We start from the raw sequence: 6,105 nt of genomic DNA on the forward strand, positions 1-6,105 counted from the left end.
GGCAACACAAACGTCCGTTTCGCCAACCCATCGGCAATGCGCTGCGTTTGCGTGCGCTCGCCTTCCAGCCGCGCCCGAAGCAACGGATCGCTGGTGCCGCTGGCGGCGATGCTTTTGTTGATGACCCAGGCCCAGGGTTCGATGTGGGCGCGGCGCAGGTCGTCTTGCAGCGCAGCGGCCTGGGTCACGGGGGTGGTCTCGGGCAGGGTGACGATGACGACGTGGGTGATGCTGCCGTCTTGCAGGCGCATGAGCGGTGTGACGATGTGCAGGCCGCTGGCGCTGCTGCCGTCGGCCTTGGTTTCGTATTGCTGCGTCATCTGGCGGTGGTAGGCGCCGGTGGCGTCCATCAGCAGCAGGCTGTGGCCGGTGGGGGCCGTGTCGAGCACCACAAAGGCGCTGCGCGCAGTGTTGACCACGCGGCTGAAAGCGTGGAACACGGCCACTTCTTCGGTGCAGGGGGACTGCAGGTCTTCCAGCAGCAGGGCGCGGCCCTGTTCGTCGAGATCCTTGCCCTTGCTGGCCATGATCTTGGCGATGTAGGCCTCGGTTTCGGCCTTGGGGTCGATGCGCCCGACCTTCAGGCCTTCCAGGCTGCCGTTCAAGGTGTCGGCCACGTGGGCGGCCGGGTCGGTGGTGGTCAGGTGCACGCTGTGGCCGCGCTGCACCAGGCCCACGGCCAGGGCGGCGGCAATGGTGGTTTTGCCCACGCCGCCTTTGCCCATGACCATGATCAGGCCGTGGCCCTTGGCGGCGAGCTCGTCGGCCATGCGGCTCAGCGGTTCGGCGGGCAAGCTCGCCTTCCGTTCGGCTTGGGCTTGTCCAAACCCTGCGAGCCCTTCGACAGGCTCAGGGCGAACTGATGCGCCCAGCAGCGCTCGCAGCGCGGGCAGGCCCACCGTGTCGAAGGCGCGCAGCGGCACTTCGTCGCGCGGCAGCTGGGCGAGTGTGTCGGGCATGGTGGCCATGGCTTCACGGCCCAGGGCTTCGATGGCTTGCGCAATCGGGTCGTTGGGGTCGCTCGCGTGGAACACGCCGTTGATGGCGAGCCGCTGGTTGGCGAGGCCCAGGCTGCGCAGCTCTTCAGCGGTGCGCGCGGCTTCCTGCATGGGGCGCGGGTCGGGCCGGGTGACGAGCACCACGGTGGTGAGCGCGGGGTCGCTCAAGGCCTGCAGCGCGGCGTTGAAGCGGGCCTCCTGCATCTTCAGGCCCGAGTGCGGGCCCAGGCACGAGGCGCCGCGATCGTTGTCGGCGAGAAAGCCGCTCCAGGCCTTGGGCAGGCTCAAGAGGCGCAAGGTGTGGCCGGTGGGCGCGGTGTCGAACACCACGTGGTCGTAGCGCGCGCCATCACCCTCGCCCACCAGCAGCGCGGCGAATTCATCGAACGCGGCGATCTCGGTGGTGCAGGCGCCCGAGAGTTGTTCGCGCACGGTGTGGCGCTCGGCGTCGGTGGCGTCGCTGCCCAGTTGCGCGAGCACGCGCAGGCGGTAGGCCTCGGCGGCAGCGTCGGGGTCGATGTTGATGACCGAGAGGCCAGGCACACCGGGCACGTCCACCGGCTGGTTCGACAGGGTGATGCCCAGCATGTCGTCCAGGTTGGACGCGGCGTCGGTGCTGACCAGCAGCACGCGGTGGCCCGCGTCGGCCAAGGCAATGGCCGTGGCGGTGGACAGCGAGGTTTTGCCCACGCCGCCTTTGCCGGTGAAAAACAGGAAGCGCGTGGGCGCGGTGGTGAAGCCAGGCGGGTTGAAGGGGGTCATGTGCCCAGCATGGCACCAACCGCCTTGGCGCGGGCTGATCCGCATCAAGGTGGCGCCACACGGGTGGGCTTGCAGCCCGACGCTACTTCAATGCGCGGGACTGCATGAAAGCTTCCAGGGTCACGACGCGGCAGGCATTGTTCGCAGCGAACGCGTCGGCCAGCACCAGCAGGTCCCGGTCGCCCGACACCAGCCAACGCGCTTTGCCGGCCACCGCCAGGTGCAGAAAAGGCAGATCGAACGGGTCTCTGCAATCCGGCACAGGCGGTGGAGGCTCCGGGATTCGAACAGCGGTGGTGTGAGGCAGGAAGTCGGCCAACAGCTCCTGCTGGTCGCCCGTCGTCAAACGGAACTTGGGGTAGGCCAGCACGCGCATCAACTCCTGCACGGTGGCGGTGCTGACCAGCGGGGTGAAAGCGCCTTGTTGCCAACCCTGGCGCAAGGCGCCGGCGGCCTTGCCGCCAAACAGCAGCGCGGACAACACCACGTTGGTGTCGAGCACCACGCGAGTTGGCGCACTCATTTGCGCGGCGAGGTCTTCAGGGCCGCCTTCTTCGCAGCCTTGTTCGCAACCCTCTTGGCGGGCCGGGCGGCGTACACCGCAGCAGGCTCGGCCGCTTGCAGCGCGCCCGAACGGGCCCAGGCCACCGCATCGGCCACATCCAGTTCGGTCAGGTCCAGCTCGGCCAGCTTGGCGCGCACGGCATCGACGCGCTGCAACCGCACCGGCGTCAGGATGATCTGGCCGGCGCGGGTCTCCACTTCAAAGTACTCGGAGGCACCCACCGCCTGGGTGGCGGCCTTGGGCAAGGTGAGCTGGTTCTTGGATGTCAGTTTGGCCAACATGGCGATCTCCAAAGCAAGGAATCCTTACTTTAACCAGATGGCGAATTCACGGCAAGTCAACGGCCCGGCAGCGTCACCGTGACCGCCAGGCCCGGCTTTGCATTGCGCACCGCAAACGTGCCGCCATGCGCCTGGGCCACCAGGCGGCACAGGTACAGCCCCAGGCCCACGCCGCCGGCGTTGCGGGTGCGGGCGGTGTCGGGGCGGAAGAAGGCCTGGGCCAGATGGGGCAGCTGGTCGTCGGGCACGCCGGGGCCGTGGTCGCGCACCTCGAGTTCGATGCCCTGCCCCGCTTCGCCGGTGCGGCGGATGTGCAGCTCCACCGGCAGCGGTGCGTCCGCGCTGTGGCGCAGCGCGTTGTCGAGCAGGTTGCGCAGCAGCAGTTTCACGCGGATGCGGTCGAGCGGCAGCGTCGGCAGGTGCGATGCGGTGTGCACGCGGATGCTGTGCGCGGCGGGTTGCGTGTTCGCGAGTTCGTCGATCACGTCGCGGGCCAGTTGGGCCGGATCGGTGGGCTCGCGGTTCAGCGCGGCGTGGCGGCCGGCCAGGCGTTCGCTCTCCAGCAAATCGCTGATGAGCTTGGCCATCTCGGCCAGATCGCGCAGCAGGGCTTCGCGCTGGGGGGTGACGTCTGCGGTGTCGGGCAGCAGCTCGGTATTGAGCCGGGCGCGCGTGAGCGGGCTGCGCAGTTCGTGGCTGATGGCCAGCAGCAGGGCGCGCTGGGCTTCGAGCATTTGCTCGATGTCATGCCCCATGGTGTTGATGGTGGTGGCGAGCTCGCCCAGTTCGTCGTGGCGACGGGATGGCCGCAGTGCGATGGGTTGCCCGAACTCGCCAGCGCCAAAGCGCATGGCACCGGCGCGGATGTCGTCCAACGGGCGCAGCAAGCGGCGCACATACAGCCACGCCAAGGCGGTGATCAGCAGCAGGGCCGTGAGCGCAAAACCGAACAGGCGCGGACGGCGTTCGAACGCGGTGTCGTTCAGGCCGAAGGTGATGGTGTGCCCGTCGGCGCTGGTGCGCTGAAGCAGGCTGTCCCAGTCGCGGTCGTCGCCCCAGTCGTTTCGGTCTTCGCCGCGCCGGTGTTTGCGCGGTCCGCGCGGCTCCTGCGCTTCAGCGTGCGAACGCCAGTTCACCTGCGGGCCGGCAATGTCGATGGTGATCACCGGCAGGCGCGACACGATGGCCTGCGCGCGTTGCACCTCGGGTGTGCCGGCGGGGGCCACGTCGGAGGCCAGGCGGCTCACATAGTCCATGAGCAGCGGGCGCGCGGCTTCGCGCCACCCGAGCGAAAACGCCTTCTGCGCGCCGCTGATGAAGATGAAGGCCACCGACAGCGCCAGCAGCAGGAACACCGCGAGCAGGCGCAGCTTGATGGAGTGGCGCAGGCGGCGCAGCCAGTTCATGGCGGGGTGGGTCCGATGCGTCGCAACGCCAGCGAATAGCCCGCGTTGCGCAGCGTCTTGATGCAGTCCAGCGGCTCCAGCTTTTTGCGCAGGCGACTCACCACGATGTCCACCGCGCGGGTGTAGAGGTCGGCCTCGTGACCACGCAGCTGGTTGAGGATGTCGTCGCGGCTGAACACGCGCCCGCTCTCGCGGGCCAGCAGGTGCAGCAGTTCGAACTCGGTGCCGGTGAGTTCAACCTCTTCGCCCTGGCGCACCACACTGCGGCGCGCCGGGTCGATGGTCAGGCCTTCGAACGCCAGCACGTCGGGCGCCGGTGCGCCGTTGGCGGGGCCGTTGTGGCCATGGCGGCGGCGCAGCAAGGTCTGGATGTGGGCGACGAGTTCGCGCGGCTCGAAGGGTTTGGGCAGGTAGGCGTCGGCGCCCAGCTCCAGGCCCACCACACGGTCCATCACATCACCGCGCGCCGTGAGCATGACGATGGGGATGTCGCTTTCCTTGCGGATGGTGCGGCAGAGTTCAAAGCCGTCCATCTCGGGCAGCATCACGTCAAGGATGGCGGCCTCGAACACGCCGCTGCGCAGGCGCGCCAGGCCCTCGCTGGGCTTGAGCGCCTGCGTGAGATCCAGCTCGAACCGCCGAAAGTAGGTGGCCAGCGGTGGCCCGAGCTGTTCGTCGTCGTCAATCAGCAGTACACGGTGCATGCGGCATTCTCACACTGCGGTGCCCTTGACGACATGCCGACTCAGCCGCGGCGGCCCCAGCCCTTGCGTTTGTTCATCATCTCGCGAACCTCGGACTGCTGCGTCGGGTTGAGGCTGTCGTAGAAATCGGCCAGGGCGTTGATCACTTCAGGGCTGCTCACCTGCACCACGCGGGTCTTCTCGTCGAGCAAGCTCAGGGCACGGGCGCGGTCGAACTTTTCGCCGGCCACCAGTTGCCGTACCTCGGCGCGCGGGTCGGTGGTCTGGCCCATGAAGGCGGTGCGTTGGGCCTGCAGCTTGTCGGCCAGCACGCCGAGCTTTTGTTGCTGCTCGGCGGTGAGGTCGAGCTTCTTCGTCACACGGTCGATCACCTTGCCGCGCATTTCGGTCATGCGCTCGGCGCTCATGGAGCCGTGCTCCTGGTGGCCGCGCGTGCCACAGGCGGTGAGGCCGCCCACAGCGATGGTGATGCCGGTCAGGGCGATGAGTGAGCGTTTGATCCAGGGTTTCATGACGGTGTCCTTGTTGAGGAGGGGTTGAACATGACCGTGATGGTGCCGGCCCGGGACGATTGCGTCGTCTCGCCGCGGTTTCGGTTTGTTTCGTTTCATGTCGGGCGGGGGCGCTGCACAATGCGCCAGTTGTGCCACCCCGGCGCTGTGGAGACACCGCATGAAAACCACCCTGCTGAAACATCTGGTCGCGCTGGGTCTTGCCAGTCACTGTGCCTTGGCGCTGTCCACCGCCACGGGCCCCAAGCCAGCGCCAGTGGATTGTTCGAAGACCCCCGGCACCCAGAGCGAACTGAACGCCTGCGCCTTTCAAGACTTTGAAGCCGCGACCGCTGCCTACAACACCGCCTACAAAACCTTGTCGCAAAGCGTGGGCAACAAGCAGCGCCAGCTGTTGCGGCAGGTGCAGACCGAGTGGATCCAGTACCGCGTGAAAGCCTGTGAGTTCGAGAAGAGCGGCGTCGAGGGCGGCAGCATTGCGCCCATGATCAACTGGCAGTGCCAGGCGCGCATGACCCGCGAGCGCACCGCCGAACTGCAGCGGTTTCTGGATTGCAAGGAGGGCGACTTGAGCTGCGTGCGGCAGCCCAAGTGAAGCCCGGGCCAGCCGCCGGGCCGCCCCAAGGCTGGACCCGCCCCCTCGGGGGGCAGCAACCCGCGCAGCGGCGGAGCGTGGGGGCTCAGATCACCAGACTTCGGTGTCGACTTCGCGGTTGGCCTGGTCGTTGTAGCGGTTGCCCTTGACGGTCTGCTGGTTGATCAACGCGTCCAGCTTGGCCATGGTGGCCGTGTCCAGCTTCACATCGGCCGCGCCGATGTTCTCTCGCAGGTGGTCCTCGCGCGCCGTGCCGGGGATGGGCAGGATGTCGTTGCCCAG

7 protein-coding genes and 1 pseudogene are annotated in these 6,105 nt (G+C 67.8%); 1 reads left to right on the forward strand and 7 read right to left on the reverse strand.

Features of this window, described 5'->3' with window-relative positions; all coding sequences use genetic code 11:
• From arsA to Q0C59_RS17880, 6 genes are all read right to left on the reverse strand, one after another.
• A partial coding sequence (gene arsA, locus Q0C59_RS17855) for an arsenical pump-driving ATPase (protein ID WP_291218065.1) occupies positions 1–1,760 on the reverse strand: 1,760 nt, incomplete at its 3' end.
• 82 nt (positions 1,761–1,842) lie between these two features.
• Positions 1,843–2,283: a putative toxin-antitoxin system toxin component, PIN family gene (locus Q0C59_RS17860; RefSeq protein WP_291218067.1), complete on the reverse strand. Its 441-nt coding sequence runs from the start codon at positions 2,281–2,283 to the stop codon at positions 1,843–1,845.
• Complete coding sequence (locus Q0C59_RS17865) at positions 2,280–2,606, reverse strand: AbrB/MazE/SpoVT family DNA-binding domain-containing protein (RefSeq protein WP_291218069.1); 327 nt, start codon at positions 2,604–2,606, stop codon at positions 2,280–2,282. Before Q0C59_RS17865 ends, Q0C59_RS17860 begins: the two co-directional genes overlap by 4 nt.
• Before the next feature lie 56 nt (positions 2,607–2,662).
• Positions 2,663–4,012 (reverse strand): HAMP domain-containing sensor histidine kinase, encoded by a 1,350-nt coding sequence (locus Q0C59_RS17870; protein WP_291218071.1) that lies wholly within the window; start codon positions 4,010–4,012, stop codon positions 2,663–2,665.
• Positions 4,009–4,716, reverse strand: coding sequence for a response regulator transcription factor (locus Q0C59_RS17875; protein ID WP_291218073.1), 708 nt, complete (start codon positions 4,714–4,716; stop codon positions 4,009–4,011). The genes Q0C59_RS17870 and Q0C59_RS17875 overlap by 4 nt, the downstream gene beginning before the upstream one ends.
• Positions 4,717–4,757: 41 nt before the next feature.
• A complete protein-coding gene (locus Q0C59_RS17880) occupies positions 4,758–5,228 on the reverse strand; it encodes a Spy/CpxP family protein refolding chaperone (RefSeq protein WP_291218075.1) in 471 nt (156 codons plus the stop codon).
• A gap of 160 nt (positions 5,229–5,388) precedes the next feature.
• On the opposite strand from Q0C59_RS17880, the gene Q0C59_RS17885 reads away from it, so the two are divergent.
• Positions 5,389–5,823 carry a lysozyme inhibitor LprI family protein gene (locus tag Q0C59_RS17885; protein WP_291218077.1) on the forward strand — a complete coding sequence of 145 codons (435 nt, stop codon included), beginning with the start codon at positions 5,389–5,391 and terminating at the stop codon, positions 5,821–5,823.
• 90 nt (positions 5,824–5,913) lie between these two features.
• On the opposite strand, the pseudogene Q0C59_RS17890 reads toward Q0C59_RS17885, so the two are convergent.
• Positions 5,914–6,105: pseudogene (locus tag Q0C59_RS17890) on the reverse strand (aldo/keto reductase); the annotation flags it as partial.

The sequence above is a fragment of the Hydrogenophaga sp. genome (genome assembly GCF_022844385.1).
Classification (GTDB): domain Bacteria; phylum Pseudomonadota; class Gammaproteobacteria; order Burkholderiales; family Burkholderiaceae_C; genus Hydrogenophaga.

What these genes read in the sequence shown, in the direction of transcription:
- Q0C59_RS17870 (WP_291218071.1), bottom strand. Translation starts at nt 4,012, where the DNA reads ATGAACTGGCTGCGCCGCCTGCGCCACTCCATCAAGCTGCGCCTGCTC.
- Q0C59_RS17885 (WP_291218077.1), top strand. Translation starts at nt 5,389, where the DNA reads ATGAAAACCACCCTGCTGAAACATCTGGTCGCGCTGGGTCTTGCCAGT.
- Q0C59_RS17875 (WP_291218073.1), bottom strand. Translation starts at nt 4,716, where the DNA reads ATGCACCGTGTACTGCTGATTGACGACGACGAACAGCTCGGGCCACCG.
- Q0C59_RS17865 (WP_291218069.1), bottom strand. Translation starts at nt 2,606, where the DNA reads ATGTTGGCCAAACTGACATCCAAGAACCAGCTCACCTTGCCCAAGGCC.
- Q0C59_RS17860 (WP_291218067.1), bottom strand. Translation starts at nt 2,283, where the DNA reads ATGAGTGCGCCAACTCGCGTGGTGCTCGACACCAACGTGGTGTTGTCC.
- Q0C59_RS17880 (WP_291218075.1), bottom strand. Translation starts at nt 5,228, where the DNA reads ATGAAACCCTGGATCAAACGCTCACTCATCGCCCTGACCGGCATCACC.